The 15,511-nt window shown below is 51.0% G+C and carries 20 protein-coding genes and 1 pseudogene; 7 read left to right on the top strand and 14 right to left on the bottom strand.

The window, feature by feature from the left end; all coding sequences use genetic code 11:
• Window positions 1-31 precede the first annotated feature (31 nt).
• On the top strand, window positions 32-694 hold the full coding sequence (gene ytfE / locus D9742_RS15735) for an iron-sulfur cluster repair protein YtfE (RefSeq protein WP_130237526.1): 663 nt from the start codon (window positions 32-34) through the stop codon (window positions 692-694).
• A gap of 44 nt (window positions 695-738) precedes the next feature.
• Here ytfE and cycA read toward each other — a convergent pair whose 3' ends face one another.
• Together cycA and fklB are read right to left on the bottom strand one after the other, a co-directional pair.
• The gene (gene cycA, locus D9742_RS15740; RefSeq protein WP_000228346.1) at window positions 739-2,151 is read right to left on the bottom strand and encodes a D-serine/D-alanine/glycine transporter; all 1,413 of its coding nucleotides are present in this window, start codon (window positions 2,149-2,151) and stop codon (window positions 739-741) included.
• A gap of 308 nt (window positions 2,152-2,459) precedes the next feature.
• The gene (gene fklB, locus D9742_RS15745) at window positions 2,460-3,080 is read right to left on the bottom strand and encodes an FKBP-type peptidyl-prolyl cis-trans isomerase (protein WP_064525832.1); all 621 of its coding nucleotides are present in this window, start codon (window positions 3,078-3,080) and stop codon (window positions 2,460-2,462) included.
• A gap of 217 nt (window positions 3,081-3,297) precedes the next feature.
• Here fklB and ytfB point away from each other — a divergent pair, with 217 nt between their 5' ends.
• The gene (gene ytfB, locus D9742_RS15750; protein WP_130221758.1) at window positions 3,298-3,936 is read left to right on the top strand and encodes a cell division protein YtfB; all 639 of its coding nucleotides are present in this window, start codon (window positions 3,298-3,300) and stop codon (window positions 3,934-3,936) included.
• Here ytfB and D9742_RS15755 read toward each other — a convergent pair.
• The 5 genes and pseudogenes from D9742_RS15755 to rpsF all read right to left on the bottom strand — a co-directional run.
• Window positions 3,920-4,318, bottom strand: a pseudogene (locus tag D9742_RS15755) (TetR/AcrR family transcriptional regulator); the annotation flags it as partial. The gene ytfB and the pseudogene D9742_RS15755 sit on opposite strands and share 17 nt — an antisense overlap.
• Window positions 4,319-4,615: 297 nt before the next feature.
• A complete protein-coding gene (gene rplI / locus D9742_RS15760) occupies window positions 4,616-5,065 on the bottom strand; it encodes a 50S ribosomal protein L9 (protein ID WP_001196062.1) in 450 nt (149 codons plus the stop codon).
• A 41-nt stretch (window positions 5,066-5,106) separates the two neighbouring features.
• Window positions 5,107-5,334 carry a 30S ribosomal protein S18 gene (gene rpsR / locus D9742_RS15765; RefSeq protein ID WP_000135199.1) on the bottom strand — a complete coding sequence of 76 codons (228 nt, stop codon included), beginning with the start codon at window positions 5,332-5,334 and terminating at the stop codon, window positions 5,107-5,109.
• A 4-nt stretch (window positions 5,335-5,338) separates the two neighbouring features.
• The gene (priB, locus tag D9742_RS15770; protein WP_001315977.1) at window positions 5,339-5,653 is read right to left on the bottom strand and encodes a primosomal replication protein N; all 315 of its coding nucleotides are present in this window, start codon (window positions 5,651-5,653) and stop codon (window positions 5,339-5,341) included.
• Between the two features lie 6 nt (window positions 5,654-5,659).
• Window positions 5,660-6,055 carry a 30S ribosomal protein S6 gene (rpsF, locus tag D9742_RS15775; protein ID WP_001216676.1) on the bottom strand — a complete coding sequence of 132 codons (396 nt, stop codon included), beginning with the start codon at window positions 6,053-6,055 and terminating at the stop codon, window positions 5,660-5,662.
• 326 nt (window positions 6,056-6,381) lie between these two features.
• On the opposite strand from rpsF, the gene yjfY reads away from it, so the two are divergent.
• Entirely contained in the window at window positions 6,382-6,657 is a 276-nt protein-coding gene (gene yjfY, locus D9742_RS15780) for a DUF1471 family protein YjfY (protein WP_000492914.1), read from the top strand.
• 129 nt (window positions 6,658-6,786) lie between these two features.
• On the opposite strand, the gene ulaF is transcribed toward yjfY, so the two are convergent.
• The 6 genes from ulaF to ulaA are packed head-to-tail and all read right to left on the bottom strand — an operon-like array spanning window position 6,787 to window position 11,196.
• A complete protein-coding gene (ulaF, locus tag D9742_RS15785; protein ID WP_130237527.1) occupies window positions 6,787-7,473 on the bottom strand; it encodes an L-ribulose-5-phosphate 4-epimerase UlaF in 687 nt (228 codons plus the stop codon).
• Window positions 7,473-8,327: an L-ribulose-5-phosphate 3-epimerase UlaE gene (gene ulaE / locus D9742_RS15790; protein WP_130237528.1), complete on the bottom strand. Its 855-nt coding sequence runs from the start codon at window positions 8,325-8,327 to the stop codon at window positions 7,473-7,475. Before ulaE ends, ulaF begins: the two co-directional genes overlap by 1 nt.
• Window positions 8,328-8,336: 9 nt before the next feature.
• Window positions 8,337-8,987: a 3-keto-L-gulonate-6-phosphate decarboxylase UlaD gene (gene ulaD / locus D9742_RS15795; RefSeq protein WP_000056749.1), complete on the bottom strand. Its 651-nt coding sequence runs from the start codon at window positions 8,985-8,987 to the stop codon at window positions 8,337-8,339.
• 13 nt (window positions 8,988-9,000) lie between these two features.
• Entirely contained in the window at window positions 9,001-9,465 is a 465-nt protein-coding gene (ulaC, locus tag D9742_RS15800) for a PTS ascorbate transporter subunit IIA (RefSeq protein ID WP_021564805.1), read from the bottom strand.
• 9 nt (window positions 9,466-9,474) lie between these two features.
• Entirely contained in the window at window positions 9,475-9,780 is a 306-nt protein-coding gene (ulaB, locus tag D9742_RS15805) for a PTS ascorbate transporter subunit IIB (RefSeq protein WP_000218355.1), read from the bottom strand.
• Between the two features lie 15 nt (window positions 9,781-9,795).
• Window positions 9,796-11,196, bottom strand: a complete 1,401-nt coding sequence (gene ulaA / locus D9742_RS15810; RefSeq protein WP_130237529.1) for a PTS ascorbate transporter subunit IIC — start codon at window positions 11,194-11,196, stop codon at window positions 9,796-9,798.
• 354 nt (window positions 11,197-11,550) lie between these two features.
• Between ulaA and ulaG the strand changes: the two genes are divergently transcribed.
• Window positions 11,551-12,615 (top strand): L-ascorbate 6-phosphate lactonase, encoded by a 1,065-nt coding sequence (gene ulaG / locus D9742_RS15815; protein WP_001517631.1) that lies wholly within the window; start codon window positions 11,551-11,553, stop codon window positions 12,613-12,615.
• 107 nt (window positions 12,616-12,722) lie between these two features.
• Window positions 12,723-13,478, top strand: a complete 756-nt coding sequence (gene ulaR, locus D9742_RS15820) for an HTH-type transcriptional regulator UlaR (RefSeq protein ID WP_000133631.1) — start codon at window positions 12,723-12,725, stop codon at window positions 13,476-13,478.
• Here the strand turns inward: ulaR and yjfP are convergent.
• Window positions 13,475-14,224, bottom strand: a complete 750-nt coding sequence (gene yjfP, locus D9742_RS15825) for an esterase (RefSeq protein ID WP_130237530.1) — start codon at window positions 14,222-14,224, stop codon at window positions 13,475-13,477. The two genes, ulaR and yjfP, sit on opposite strands and share 4 nt — an antisense overlap.
• A 181-nt stretch (window positions 14,225-14,405) precedes the next feature.
• Here yjfP and bsmA point away from each other — a divergent pair, with 181 nt between their 5' ends.
• Both bsmA and yjfN read left to right on the top strand, forming a co-directional pair.
• Window positions 14,406-14,735: a biofilm peroxide resistance protein BsmA gene (gene bsmA / locus D9742_RS15830; protein WP_130237531.1), complete on the top strand. Its 330-nt coding sequence runs from the start codon at window positions 14,406-14,408 to the stop codon at window positions 14,733-14,735.
• Between the two features lie 419 nt (window positions 14,736-15,154).
• Window positions 15,155-15,430: a DUF1471 family protease activator YjfN gene (yjfN, locus tag D9742_RS15835; protein WP_001517630.1), complete on the top strand. Its 276-nt coding sequence runs from the start codon at window positions 15,155-15,157 to the stop codon at window positions 15,428-15,430.
• Window positions 15,431-15,511: the final 81 nt, after the last annotated feature.

Raw genomic sequence — 15,511 nt, forward strand, 5'->3', positions numbered from 1 at the left:
ATCTTATCTTATTAAGAATGAGGTATCAGCTATGGCTTATCGCGACCAACCTTTAGGTGAACTGGCGCTCTCTATTCCTCGCGCTTCGGCTCTGTTTCGTAAATATGATATGGATTACTGCTGCGGCGGTAAGCAGACGCTGGCGCGCGCGGCGGCACGTAAAGAGCTGGATGTTGAGATCATTGAAGCCGAGCTGGCAAAGCTTGCTGAACAACCGATTGAGAAAGACTGGCGTAGCGCGCCACTGGCGGAAATCATCGACCATATCATCGTGCGCTACCACGATCGTCACCGCGAGCAGCTGCCGGAGCTGATCCTGCAAGCGACTAAAGTCGAGCGCGTTCACGCCGACAAACCGAGCGTGCCAAAAGGGCTGACAAAATACCTGACCATGCTGCATGAAGAGCTTTCCAGCCACATGATGAAAGAAGAGCAAATTCTCTTCCCGATGATTAAACAAGGCATGGGCAGCCAGGCGATGGGGCCAATCAGCGTAATGGAAAGCGAGCACGATGAAGCGGGCGAACTGCTGGAAGTGATTAAACACACCACCAATAACGTCACGCCGCCGCCAGAAGCCTGCACCACCTGGAAAGCGATGTATAACGGTATTAATGAATTGATTGATGACCTGATGGATCACATCAGTCTGGAAAACAATGTACTGTTCCCACGCGCGCTGGCGGGTGAGTGATCTAAAAGCTGGATGGCATTGCGCCATCCAGCATGATAATGCGGTTATTTCCGCAGTTCAGCAGCCCGTTTCTTACCAATAAACAGCCAGCCCAACCCCAGCGCGATAAACCACAGCGGAGTGACCAGCAGCGCCTGGCGAGTGTCATCTTCCAGTGTCAGCAACACGACCACGAACACAAAGAACGCCATACATACCCAGCACATCAGCTTGCCGAGCGGCATCTTGTAGATCGACTTCTCATGCAGATGAGGACGCTGTTTGCGGTACACCAGGTACGAGCAAAGGATAATTGTCCAGACGAACATAAACAGAATCGCGGAAACGGTTGTAATCATCGTGAACGCGCCAATCACACTAGGATTCACATACAACATCACCACGCCGCCGAGCAGACAGATACACGAGAACGTCAGCCCTTTCGCGGGTACTGCGCGCTTAGAAAGTTTAGCGAACGCTTTCGGCGCAACACCTTCCTGCGCCAGACCAAACAGCATACGGCTGGTAGAGAAGACGCCGCTGTTAGCGGAAGACGCCGCAGAGGTCAGCACCACAAAGTTGATCACGCTGGCAGCCGCAGGCAAACCTACCAACACAAACAGTTCAACAAACGGGCTTTTCTCCGGGACTACCGAACTCCACGGCGTCACGGACATAATCACAATCAGCGCGAAGACGTAGAACATAATGATACGGATCGGAATGGAGTTAATCGCGCGTGGCAGTGATTTCTCCGGATCTTTGGTTTCCGCAGCTGTTGTACCTACCAGCTCAATCCCCACGAAAGCGAAAACCGCTATCTGGAATCCGGCAAAGAAGCCACTTAAACCTTTCGGGAACCAGCCGCCGTCATTCCACAAATGCGCGAATGACGCTTCCACACCGGTCGGTGACTGAAAGTGCATCGCCACCATGACCAGGCCGACGACAATCAGCGACACAATGGCGACGATTTTGATCATCGCAAACCAGAACTCCATCTCACCGAACATTTTCACGGTGGCGAGGTTAAGCGTCAGCAGCAGCACTATCACCGCCAGCGAGGCGACCCAGTCGGAGAGATCGGGGAACCAGAACTGAGCATAAGCCGTGATCGCCACCACGTCTGCCATACCGGTTACAACCCAGCAGAACCAGTAAGTCCAGCCGGTGAAATATCCTGCCCACGGCCCGAGTAAATCGGAAGCGAAGTCACTAAAAGATTTGTATTCCAGATTCGAAAGCAGCAATTCCCCCATTGCCCGCATCACGAAAAAGAGCATAAAACCAATGATCATATAAACGAAAATGATCGACGGCCCGGCAAGGCTAATCGTTTTGCCAGACCCCATAAACAACCCCGTACCAATGGCACCGCCAATGGCAATAAGCTGAATATGTCGGTTTGTGAGATTGCGCCGTAGCGACTGTTCAGCCGGAGCCTGATCATCGGCAACGACTTTTACCTGATCTACCATGTTTTTTTCTTCCTGTACCTGTCTGTGTTGTTCAGGCTCTACGGCCTTTAGTCAGTCTATGATACGACGAATCTGTATCGGGACTCATCGATATTAGGTAACAATACGCGGGATGAATACTAAGATTTAGATCTAATGTTAATTTTATGTTTAAAGTGAGTGTCATATCACGGTGATAACGCGAAACAGCTCACAAAAATACACGCTTACGGGGTCTTTGCAACACAAAATAGCGCCGTTTGGCAAACTGAAGGGTTTATTGCTGAATACCGGCTCCCCTCTGGTTCGAGGGGAACAGAATGCGCTGCTTAGAGGATTTCCAGCAGTTCGACTTCAAACACCAGGGTGCTGAACGGAGGGATGGATGCGCCTGCGCCGCGCTCGCCATATGCCAGTTCCTGCGGGATAGTCAGTTCCCATTTAGAACCTACCGGCATCAGAGTCAGTGCTTCAATCCAGCCAGGGATCACGCCATTAACCGGGAATTCAGCGGGTTCACCACGAGCAACAGAGCTGTCAAACACGGTGCCGTCGATCAGTTTACCGGTGTAATGAACGCGAACGCGGTCGGTACGGGCAGGAATTGCGCCTTCGCCCTGGTTGATCACGCGGAATTGCAGGCCGGATTCGGTGCTGTTTACGCCTTCTTTTTTAGCGTTTTCTTCAAGATATTTAACACCTTCAGCAGCCATCGACTGGAAACGCTGACGACGAACAGCATCGGCACGTTCATGGATTTCACGCAGCGCGCGGTGCACCACATCAACCGGAACAGCCGGATGTTTGCCTTCCAGTGCGTCGGCAATACCTGCAACCAGCGCTTCTGGCAGCAGCCCTTCCAGACCAGATTCACTCAGTTGTTGCCCTACCTGCAAACCAATGCCGTAGCTTGCTTGCGCTTCGATGGTGTCAAAAGTTGGGGTGGTCATCGTATTTCCTTCCTCAGGGTATAAAGTAACGGGCAGCATATCAGCCACACTTCCTTGGGTAAAACTTTGTCGCGAGAGTGATGACAAATCCCGGGGAAAAAGAAACAATAGCAATATCCCGTATGAATATAATAAAGGCGGGTTTACCACGGACATCATAGCGTTAGCTTATTCATAGGCTATGATTGAGGAACAAGACGCGGAGCAGGAGGAAACCATGCCCGGGCGCTTTGAACTAAAACCAACCCTGGAGAAGGTCTGGCACGCGCCGGACAACTTTCGCTTCATGGATCCGCTACCACCGATGCATCGTCGGGGGATTATTATTGCCGCCATTATTTTGGTGGTCGGTTTTCTACTTCCGTCTGAGGATGCGCCCGACGCCCCCGTCGTGACGCGTGAAGCGCAGCTGGATATTCAGTCGCAATCCCAGCCGCCGACAGAAGAACAGCTTCGGGCGCAGCTAGTTACGCCGCAGAACGATCCGGATCAAGTTGCTCCGGTCGCTCCAGAACCAATACAGGAAGGCCAACCGGAAGAGCAGCCGCAAGCTACGCAAACGCAACCTTTCCAGCCAGATAGCGGCATTGACAATCAATGGCGCTCTTACCGTGTCGAAGCCGGCAAAACGATGGCACAGCTGTTCCGTGACCACGGTCTGCCTCCTACCGATGTATACGCAATGGCGCAGGTAGAAGGCGCAGGTAAACCATTAAGTAATTTGCAAAATGGACAGATGGTGAAAATCCGCCAGAACGCCAGCGGCGTGGTGACGGGCTTAACCATTGATACGGGGAATAATCAACAGGTCTTGTTTACCCGCCAGCCAGATGGCAGTTTTATTCGCGCGCGGTAGATGAAGGGTCAACCAGAAGCCAGCTAAGGATCGTCTCTTTGATGACCTTACGTCTGGCTTCCAGTGCCTGGGGTGAAACCATGCTGATGTGATAAACCTGGCCAAGCGTATGCTGGTTGATCAAATAATATCCCCCAAGCGCAGCAATATTAATATTCACCTGCAACGGATCGATATCTGGCTTAAAAATATTGAGTTTCTTCCCTTCAGCCAGCAAGGATTCTATCAACTGCCAGTGCGCATGGTTAATATTCTGAAGGCGCAGCGATTTTGCATAATGAACACCTTTACTCTGGTTTTCACTATGCACAATTTTTAAAAACCAGGGGTTAGAAATATAATAATCCCAGGTAAAATCAATGATTTTTTCAATTGCTTTTTGTAGCTGGTTTAACCTGCTGATTAACGATCGCCCCGATGCCGACAACGTAGAATAATCACATGCCACACAACAAGAACGTTTGGTGGAAGGCGTGGAAATCATTTACTCCCTGGTGCTTCGTTATATCCATGATGTGTGATTTTTGATATTAATATCTATCCCCATCCACTATTGTCACCACTTCAGAAAACAAACTTATTTTTATTAAAATTGATTCTTTTTTCTGTGCACATTCAACTAATAGAAAGCAAAACGCCGACACAAGGTCGGCGTTTTTACGTCTCGTTGAATAACGAATTATTCAGCTACTACGTTTACGATCACTTTCGCGAATACTTCGCTGTGAACCTGGAAGCTCACTTCGTGTTCGCCAGTGGTACGCAGAACGCCGTTCGGCAGACGAACTTCGCTCTTAGCCACTTCAACGCCAGCTGCAGTTACAGCGTCAGCGATGTCGCGAGTACCGATGGAACCGAACAGTTTACCTTCGTCGCCAGCTTTAGACGCGATGGTAACAGTTTCCAGTGCATTGATTTTCTCAGCGCGAGCATTAGCTGCTGCCAGAACTTCAGCCAGTTTAGCTTCCAGTTCAGCGCGACGTGCTTCGAAGAATTCAATGTTTTTCTTGGTAGCTGGAACAGCTTTACCCTGCGGTACCAGGAAGTTACGAGCATAGCCCGCTTTAACGTTTACCTGATCACCCAGGCTACCCAGGTTTGCTACTTTATCAAGCAGAATAACTTGCATTACCTTATCCTCTCAAAGTCGTATTAATGGACCGTGACCGATTACTGATGGCGATCAGTGTACGGCAGCAGGGACAGGTAGCGAGCGCGTTTGATAGCGCGAGCCAGCTGACGCTGGTATTTTGCACGGGTACCGGTGATACGGCTTGGGACAATCTTACCGCTTTCGGTGATGTAGTTTTTCAGCGTAGCGATATCTTTATAGTCGATCTCTTGAACGCCTTCCGCGGTGAAACGGCAGAACTTGCGACGACGGAAATAACGTGCCATATGGCTAGTCTCCAGAATCTATCAATTCAATCTGCTCGGCATGCAAAACCATTTTGCTCAGTCCGTTCTTTGCCTTGTGGCATGAAATGAACCCCTGAACGGTTATGCGACTGCCGACCGTTATACTGTGAGTAATGGCCTGGTTTTCGTGTCCGCTAACAATAACGGGCATTTGGCACCACGCCTGCCGGTGAAAACCGGCTTCCTCCTGCACAGAACGATGCTCAAGCACGAACTGGCAGTGAGGAATTCCTGATGGACTGACCTTTCGAAGGGGAGCCCTGCACACGGTGCCGGACAACACCAGACGGTTGGTCATCAGAAATTACTCTTCAGAATCCCCAGCTTCAGCATCATCAGCGGTTTCGTTTGCGAAATCATCGCGACGCTCACGGCGCTCGTCTTTCGCTTTAACCATCGGAGATGCTTCGGTAACAGCGTGCTTGGTACGCATAACCATGCTGCGGATAACGGCATCGTTGAAGCGGAAGGTAGTTTCCAGCTCATCGATCACTTCCTGCGGAGCTTCAACGTTCATCAGAACGTAGTGAGCTTTGTGCAGTTTGTTGATCGGGTAAGCCAGCTGACGGCGGCCCCAGTCTTCCAGACGGTGGATCTTGCCTTCTGCACCAGTGATGGCAGCAGTGTAGCGCTCGATCATGCCCGGAACCTGTTCGCTCTGGTCAGGATGGACCATAAAAACGATTTCGTAATGACGCATCGAATTGCTCCTTACGGATTATTCAGCCTCCTGTCTGGGTCAGCCGAATCCCGGGGAGGCAAGGAACGTGTTAAAGGTCGGCTGAAAAATGACGCGTTATAGTACTGACATACCCCGCCAAACTCAAGGCCAGCCGACAAATAAATCTCATCTTTCGCTCAAAAGGACTAACTCGCTGATTTGAAGTTCATCACATTCCGTCACAGTGTTTTTTCGAACAACTGCATCAGAAATGGTCACCATCAAATTCTTTATCATTGATTAAAATTAAATCAGAAGATCATCACAGAGGAGAGCACACAAAGTCAGCCGTCGAGGAGGTATCTATGTTCAGTCGTGTTTTAGCCCTTCTGGCTGTGCTTTTGCTAAGTGCAAATACATGGGCAGCCATTGAAATTAATAACCACCAGGCCAGAAATATGGACGATGTGCAAAGCTTAGGCGTGATTTATATCAATCATAACTTCGCCACTGAAAGTGAAGCACGTCAGGCATTAAATGAAGAGACAGATGCGCAAGGCGCAACGTACTACCACGTAATTCTGATGCGAGAACCGGGGAGTAACGGCAATATGCACGCCAGCGCGGATATTTATCGCTAGCACCAGGTATAACCAACGAAACATTGCCATAGTTTGCTTTGCCCCCTTCTCCGGGGGCATTTTTTTGAAAAACGGCTGCGGAATCAGACCAGTTATCTCCCGAATAAGGAAATTTCCGCAGCGCGTGTTTTACTTCTGCCCGTAATAGGCGTTGGGACCATGCTTACGCATGAAGTGTTTATTCATGAGGTAGCTGTCGATGTGACTCAGTTGTGGGTTAATGCCGCGGGCAATCCACGCCATTTTCGCCACTTCTTCCATCACCACCGCGTTATGCACCGCATCGTGAGCATCTTTCCCCCAGGCGAACGGCCCGTGCTGATACACCACAATCCCCGGTGTGTACAGCGGTTCGGCGTTGCCCAGCGTTTCGATAATCACTTTGCCAGTGTTCAGTTCGTACTCACCCTGCACCTCTTCTTCGCTTAACCCGCGCGTACACGGGATGTCGCCAAAGAAGTAGTCGGCGTGCGTGGTGCCTAACGCCGGGATCGCCAGCCCCGCCTGCGCCCATGCGGTAGCATGAGTGGAGTGGGTATGGACAATGCCGCCAAGCGACGGGTAACGACGGTAGAGTTCGAGATGCGTCGCAGTATCGGAAGACGGGCGATACTCCCCTTCCACCACCTTGCCGCTCATATCAACCACCACCATATCGTCCGCTTTCATGGTTTCGTAGGCGACACCGCTGGGCTTGATCACCACCAGCCCGCGTTCGCGGTCAATGGCGCTGACGTTGCCCCAGGTAAAGGTCACCAGCCCGTAGCGCGGCAGATCCATGTTGGCTTCAAACACTTGCTGTTTTAGCTTTTGCATTATGCCGCCTCCACCATGCCAGCTTTGGCCATGCGCGCTTTCACCCAATCACGCGCTTTTGCCACTTCTGCCGCCGGGTCTTCCGCCGTTTCGCTCCACATCTCAATCAGGTACGGCCCGCAATAGCCACTCTGTTTGAGCGTTTCAAAGCAACGTTCGAAATCCACTATACCTTCGCCAAACGGCACGTTTTTAAAGACGCCCGGTTTGGTGTCTTTAACATGCACCGCGACGATATGCCCGATTCCGGCCTGCAACTCCATCTGCACGTCGTTGTCCCACGCCGACAGGTTACCGATATCCGGGTAGAGCTGGAACCACGGGTTGTTGAGATAGTGCGCGTAGCCCAGCGCCTTGCTGATGGAGTTCATCAACGGATAATCCATGATCTCCATCGCCAGCGTCACCTGCGCGCGGCTTGCCATCTCAACGCTCTCTTTCAGCCCGTCACGGAAACGACGACGCGTTTCGTTATTGGCTTCCTGATAGTAAACGTCATAGCCCGCCAGCTGGATCACGCGAATACCAACGTCCTGGGCGAACTGGATGGCTTTACGCATAATCTCCAGCCCCTGCGCCCGCACCGCGTCATCTTCGCTACCCAGCGGGAAACGACGATGAGCAGAAAGGCACATTGACGGTACGCGTACGCCGGTTTCAACAATCGCGTTGACCAGTGCCAGACGCTGTTCGCGGCTCCAGTCGAGGCGCGACAGGCGATCGTCAGTTTCATCTACCGACATTTCGACAAAATCGAAGCCTAACGTTTTTGCCAGTTGCAGCCGTTCCAGCCAGCACTCCCCGGCGGGGAGCGCTTTTTCATAGATGCCAAGCGGGATTTGTTTGGACAACATATCCGCTCCTTAGCCCCACAGTTCAGCGATGGAACGTTTGAACTGACGCGCGGCTTCCACCGGAGAAGCGGCATCACGGATGCTACGACCCGCGATAAATACATGAATCGGAATGCCTTTGAACAGCGGCAGATCTTCCAGCGCCAGGCCACCGGTGACGGTTACTTTGAAGCCCATATCGGAAAGACGTTTGATCGCGGTAATGTCCGCTTCACCCCATGCCACGCCTGCGGCCTGCGCATCACGGCTGCGGTGATAAACCACCTGCCCAATGCCTGCGTCGCGCCACTGCTGCGCCTGTTCCCAGGTCCAGTAACCGGTCAGTTCGATCTGCACGTCGCCGTTAAACTCTTTTGCCACATCCAGCGCGCCTTTGGCGGTGTTGATATCCGCACAGCAAATCACGGTCACCCAGTCAGCGTTGGCTTCGAAGCACATACGAGAGAGGATTTTGCCTGCATCGGCAATTTTGGCGTCTGCCAGTACGATTTTGTGCGGGTAAAGCGCTTTCAGATCGCGAACCGCACGCACGCCTTCGCCCACGCACAGAATGGTACCCACTTCGATAATGTCGACTTCTTCGGCAATCAGGCGAGTGGTTTCGTAGGCGCTATCCATAGTCTGGTTGTCCAGCGCGACTTGCAACATTGGTAATGACATGTTCAATTCCTTCTTAAGCTGCCGCGTTGGTGCGGTCAATTAAATCCAGTACTTCCTGCTCGGTACGGCAGGCGCGTAAACGGTCGAAATTCTCTTCATCTTCAAACAGGTTGACGATCTGCATGATGCCCACTTCCTGGTGAGTGTTGGCATCGACCGCCGCCATGGTGATGAGGATATCCACCGGATCGTTATCTTCGTGGTTAAATTCCAGCGGCTTTTTCAGCGTTACCAGAGAGAAACCGGTTTTCTTCACGCCCTCTTCCGGACGCCCATGCGGCATCGCCAGCCCCGGAGCGATAACGAAATAAGGGCCAAACTGTTCCACGCCATCCAGAATCGCCTGGTAATAGCGCGGCTCGACAACGTCCGCCGCCACCAGCAGATCGACGCCGATTTTCACCGCGTCCTGCCAGGTTTCAGCTTCAGCCTGCAGGCGGATGGATTTATTTTCAGCCAGCGAATCACGTAATTTCATGGCGCGTCCTTACTTCACATCCTGCGGGAAATGCTCTTTGATCACTTCCAGCAGTTTCGGGCCAAAATCGGCAGGAGAGAGCATGTTGCGCACGCCAACCACATATTTGTTGCCAGTAACGGTGATTTCGCCCGCGATGTGCGTAGAAGCGATGATGATATCCGCACCGTTCAGCTCACTTTTGTATTCGCCAACCGCGCAGCTATTTACCGTGTGGTCAATATTTGATTGGGTTAAAAACTGGTCCACTTTCATTTTCATGATCATGGAACTGCCTTGTCCGTTGCCACACACAGCCAGAATACGTACGGTCATAATCAAAACTCCTTATTAAGCAGACTGTTCTGCCAGTTGTTTTTCTGCATCTTCTTCTGCGCGCAGCGCGCGGCCAGCGAAGAACATATAAGCCAGTGCAATTACAATGATGACGGCCATAAAGGCGATACCGATGGAGAAGAAGCCCTGCATCATCGGCGGTGCCAGAATCGACCAGTCCGCCATACCCATCCAGGCACTCATACCGGTGAGTTTCACCGCCCAGACACAGCCAAAGATTTCGATCATCCCCATCACCAGACAAATCTTCAGCGCCGCACGCCAGCCGCCGAAGTGGTTAGCGAACACGCCGATGGTGGCGTTGGAGAAGAACATCGGGATAAAGCCTGGGATAATCAGGATCGAGGAACCGCAGGCGACCAGAATACCAACTGCAATCAGCTGACCGATGGTGCCCCACATAAAGCCCCAGACCACGGCGTTCGGCGCGAAGCTATAGATAGCCGCACAGTCAATCGCCAGAACCGCACCTGGGATCAGGCGCTGGGAGATACCGTTAAACGCTTCAGAGAGTTCCGCCACAAACATGCGCACGCCCTGAGTGATGATGAAGATCGCCACCGCAAAAGCAAAACCGGTTTGCAGGATGTAGATAGTCCAGTGCAATTTCTCACCGGCCATTGCCTGCACGGTGTCGATACCGAAGGAGAGCAGAATGGCGCCAAAGAAGATGGTCATCACAATCGCCGTGGAGACGATGTTGTCGTGGAAAATGTTCAGCCAGCCAGGCAATTTGAGGTCTTCAACACTCTCCTCTTTTTTGCCCAGGAACGGCGCAACTTTATAAGCAATCCACGCCGCAAACTGTTGCTGGTGACCGATGGAGAAGCCGCAACCATCGGTGACGATTTGTGTCGGCTTGTACATCATGTTGGAAGTGATGCCCCAGTAGAGCGAAACCAGAATCGCGGTACAGATAATGGTGGTCCACATGGAGTAGCCGAAGATAAACAGCGTAACGGCAATCAACCCGGCCTGCTGGAACATGATGTGGCCGGTCAACATGATGGTGCGAATGCCGGTAATGCGACGCAACAGCACGTAACAGATGTTCAGCGCCAGCGCTAACAATACGGCGTAACCCACCCAGCTATAGGCATCACCCATGCGGTCGATGGTTGCCATCATCGAAGCGTAAGTATCGGAAATTGCGCCGTTAATGCCGTAGACTTCGGACATTTTCGCCACCACCGGTTTGAAGGTGCTGGTGAGGATGCCGGACCCTGCCTGCAACAACATGAAACCAATTATGGTTTTAATCGTGCCTTTAATAATAACGCTGACACTTTTGCGCAGTAGGATGTAGCCCAGACAGGTCACAATACCCAGCAACAACGGGGCATTGGTCATGACCTGGTTAAAAAACACGGTAAAGATGTTGTAGAGGATCTCCATAACGATCTCCTGAAGAAGAGGTAACCGGGTATTCCTCACACCCGGAATGTTGTGCACTCACTCTAATTTTCAAAAGTAATCACAACAAGATTATTTATGATTAAATGTGACGCGACACACAAATAATTCCATAACGAAAATATGGGATTCACACAACGAAACAATTAATCATTTAAATTCATTAAGTTAATTGAATTACACATTCCATTAAATCTTTCCACACTCCAAATTCACAACAACTCCACTGGCAAAAAGTCAAAAAATGGTCATTGCCTTCCTGAAAAAATAGTGTCAGGATTAATCAAAACAAATCACATGTTGATTCGAATTGAACTATCATGAAGGTAAATGGCGATGAGTAAAGTGAAAAGTATTACCCGTGAATCCTGGATCCTGAGCACTTTCCCGGAGTGGGGTAGCTGGCTGAATGAAGAAATTGAACAAGAGCAGGTAGCTCCTGGTACATTCGCGATGTGGTGGCTCGGTTGTACCGGGATCTGGCTGAAATCGGAAGGCGGCACCAACGTCTGCGTCGATTTTTGGTGCGGTACTGGCAAACAAAGTCACGGTAACCCGCTGATGAAACAGGGTCACCAGATGCAGCGTATGGCTGGCGTGAAAAAACTACAGCCGAACCTGCGCACTACGCCGTTTGTTCTTGATCCATTTGCTATTCGCCAGATCGACGCCGTCCTGGCCACTCACGATCACAACGATCATATCGACGTAAACGTCGCTGCTGCCGTGATGCAGAACTGCGCTGATGATGTACCGTTTATCGGACCGAAAACCTGCGTGGATTTATGGATCGGCTGGGGCGTGCCGAAAGAACGTTGCATCGTGGTTAAACCGGGCGACGTGGTGAAAGTGAAAGACATTGAAATTCATGCGCTTGACGCCTTCGACCGTACTGCACTGATTACCCTGCCTGCGGATCAAAAAGCGGCAGGCGTGCTGCCAGACGGCATGGACGATCGCGCAGTAAACTACCTGTTCAAAACGCCGGGCGGTTCGCTGTATCACAGCGGCGACTCCCACTACTCCAACTACTATGCAAAACATGGTAACGAATATCAGATCGACGTGGCTTTAGGATCTTACGGTGAAAACCCGCGCGGTATTACCGATAAAATGACCAGTGCCGATATGTTACGTATGGGTGAAGCGTTGAATGCTAAAGTGGTGATCCCATTCCACCATGATATCTGGTCAAACTTCCAGGCCGATCCGCAGGAGATCCGCGTGCTGTGGGAGATGAAAAAAGATCGTCTGAAATATGGCTTTAAGCCATTTATCTGGCAGGTGGGCGGCAAGTTCACCTGGCCGCTGGATAAAGACAACTTCGAGTACCACTATCCGCGTGGTTTTGACGATTGCTTCACTATTGAACCGGATCTGCCGTTCAAATCGTTCCTGTAATCTGTCATTGATACCGGATAGCGTGAAGATGTTCGCGCTATCCGGCGTAGTATTTCCTGGCTATTTCAAATATCATCTAAAAAAATCAAATTTTATCGGAATAGCTCATGACTGAAGCACAAAGACATCAAATCCTCCTGGAAATGCTCGCACAATTGGGCTTTGTGACCGTAGAGAAAGTCGTTGAGCGTCTGGGGATTTCGCCTGCCACTGCGCGACGCGATATCAATAAACTCGACGAAAGCGGCAAACTGAAAAAAGTGCGCAATGGCGCAGAAGCTATTACCCAACAGCGCCCGCGTTGGACGCCGATGAATCTGCACCAGGCGCAAAATCACGATGAAAAAGTACGTATCGCCAAAGCGGCATCACAGTTGGTCAATCCGGGCGAGAGCGTGGTCATCAACTGCGGCTCTACCGCATTTCTGCTCGGGCGGGAAATGTGTGGCAAGCCAGTGCAAATCATCACTAATTATCTACCGTTGGCTAATTACCTGATCGATCAGGAACATGACAGCGTGATTATCATGGGCGGGCAGTACAACAAAAGCCAGTCAATCACCTTAAGCCCGCAAGGCAGCGAAAATAGTCTTTATGCCGGACACTGGATGTTTACCAGCGGTAAAGGGCTGACGGCGGAAGGTTTGTATAAAACCGATATGCTGACGGCGATGGCAGAACAGAAGATGTTGAGTGTGGTGGGTAAACTGGTAGTGCTGGTCGATAGCAGTAAGATTGGTGAACGCGCGGGTATGCTCTTTAGCCGCGCGGATCAAATCGATATGCTGATCACCGGCAAGAATGCTAACCCGGAGATCCTACAACAGCTGGAAGCACAAGGGGTCAGCATTCTGCGTGTCTAAAGGTGCTGGCAGAAAAAAGTTACGGCGGCATCTACCGCCTCGGGTGTAATACGGTGGCGCACGCCTGGCTGCCATGAACAGATTAACTGTTTATCTCGCCCCGTTTCTCTTAATGCCTGCTGCAAACGTAGTGATTCCTCGGCAGGCACGACATCATCGTCAAGGCCATGCCATAACAGCAGTGGCCTGTTTCCCAGTTCATCCAGGTGGTTTGTCGCTTCCCACTCTGCCAGTGGAGCAATAATGTTATTAAATTCGTTTTGCTGTGCTGGCGTTTCAGGCTGCAATGGTGGAAACAACGTTCGGGCAAGCGAGGTGAAATAGCCTGATCCCATCATACTGGCAGTACATTTCACTCCAGGATGGCGGGCCGCAATCCCTAGCGCGGTCATTGCACCCATCGACGCGCCACCAACCGCCAGGCGTTCATCAAGCAGCCACTTTTCTTCGGCTATTGCCGCACGTAAGGTAGTGAATTCCTGCATACTTTGTAGCAAGATTTGCCAGAATTGATTTAACCGTCGCGGTGCGTCGCCACTAAAACGGCTACCGTGATTGGGCGCATCCGGCATGATCACCCGTAAACCAGCCTGCGCCAGCGCGACGGCAAAATAGCTATAAACCAGGCTGGATGAAGTAAATCCGTGATAAAAAATCACACACGGTAACGGGATTTCTTTTTGCCCTACGGGATAAGCGTGCAGAACGGGAATATTTGCCAGCACGCGTGATTCTAATTCAATCATCTGTTTCTCCTTTGGGTCTGGTATGACATGAAGAAATCCTTAGCACAAGTTTCTGCTGGCAGTATTAGTTCATAATGTTGAGATGTGGGTTACGCTTTCACAACGTTTTCATTCGAAAATCGCGTACCAGGTAACAATTCGGGAACATTCCCCTCAAGTTAAATAAATAAGGCACTACACTATGGTTAGCAGGAAACGTAATAGCGTTATTTACCGGTTTGCCAGTTTATTATTGGTGTTGATGCTAAGTGCCTGTAGCGTACTGCAAGGCACGCCACAACCCGCACCGCCAGTAACGGACCATCCGCAAGAGATTCGCCGCGACCAGACGCAAGGGTTACAGCGAATAGGTAGCGTAAGCACGATGGTACGGGGTTCTCCGGATGACGCATTAGCAGAAATCAGAGCGAAAGCTGTCGCTGCAAAAGCTGATTATTACGTTGTCGTAATGGTGGATGAAACCATCGTGACAGGACAGTGGTATTCACAAGCCATTTTATACTCTAAATAATTCGAGTTGCAGGACAAAACGGCAGGGGCGTTTTGAACAACGCTTGCGTTGGCCCTGAAAGGGCGAGGCCTCAGGCCGAGTAACGCGACAAGCGAGTGGATCCCCAGGAGCTTACATAAGTAAGTGACTGGGGTGAGCGACAAATCCGCATGGAGCGGATTTGAACGCTGCTTGCAGCGGCCCCGTAAGGGGTGAGGCCCATGGATGGGCCGAATAACCCGCAGACGCAGCACATGCAACTTGAAGTATGACGAGTATATACCGTAAATAAATCAGACAACTTATACAGCCAGCTTTACATTGCTTTGCGTCCCTATGCGTTTACCTGTGCACAATAAATTACCGGCGGGAAGCTCGGGCGTTTATTACCGCGATGGAATGCCCTGCAACATGTGGGGAAACGAAAAATGGAGCTGACGATGAAACAATTACTTGCCTCACCCTCGCTGCAATTAGTGACTTGTCCTGCGAGCGCCACGGCACAGTCTGCAGAATTCGCCAGTGCTGACTGCGTGACGGGCCTGAATGAAATAGGTCAGATCTCGGTTAGCAATATTTCAGGGGATCCGCAGGACGTGGAACGTATCGTGGCGTTAAAGGCCGATGAACAAGGGGCGTCATGGTATCGAATTATTACCATGTATGAAGATCAGCAGCCCGATAACTGGCGTGTACAGGCGATACTGTATGCGTGAGTGTTATCTACAGCGAATGAACAATGCCGGATGCGGCGCGAGCGCCTTGTCCGGCCTACAATTTTCACATATTTCATTTAG

This window comes from Escherichia sp. E1V33 (assembly GCF_004211955.1).
Taxonomy (GTDB): domain Bacteria; phylum Pseudomonadota; class Gammaproteobacteria; order Enterobacterales; family Enterobacteriaceae; genus Escherichia.